The 545-nt window shown below is 45.7% G+C and carries 1 pseudogene; it reads right to left on the bottom strand.

What is annotated here, in order from left to right:
* Window positions 1-248: 248 nt before the first annotated feature.
* Window positions 249-545 (bottom strand): annotated as a pseudogene (locus R7Z77_RS27855) (tripartite tricarboxylate transporter substrate-binding protein); the annotation flags it as partial.

Here is a 545-nt window from a genome sequence, read left to right as displayed (position 1 = left end):
GAGACATATTCAACTCCTAACAAGAATAAAAAAGACCGTATATGAACGTTAATGTGCAAAGTAATCCATTAACAAGTAAGCATTTCGCTGCTAGTCGATATGCTTAACAATCAATAAACAAAGGAGTGTGTATGCCGAGTGTCGACAATGTCCATATACGGTGAAACTTAGAGTGCAAATGCCGTTGGGGCGAATAGCAACTCAGGTTTTACGCTAAGTTGCTATCGGAGGGAGCCCTGGAATAACGGTTATTTCAGGAAGCCTAGCTCACGCATCAGGTCACCCATTTGCTTCTCTTGATCTTCAAGGAACGCGAAGAACGCTTTGTCCGCTTTGTAGTTGTCTATCCAACCGTTGCGGTCACGAACGACTTGCCACTCGTCAGTGTTGTACATCTTAGTGAATGCGGCATTCCATTCGTCGATTTTCTTTTGGCTAACGCCCGGTGCAGCAAAGAATCCACGCCAGTTCGCAAATACCGTTTCGTTGCCGTATTCCGTTAAAGTTGGAATGTTCGGCGCGGCTTCTAGGCGTTTTGGCGCAGT

Source organism: Vibrio sp. 1401, assembly GCF_033340295.1.
The sequence above is the reverse complement of the archived record's forward strand: the minus strand, read 5'-3'. Positions and strand labels throughout refer to the sequence as shown.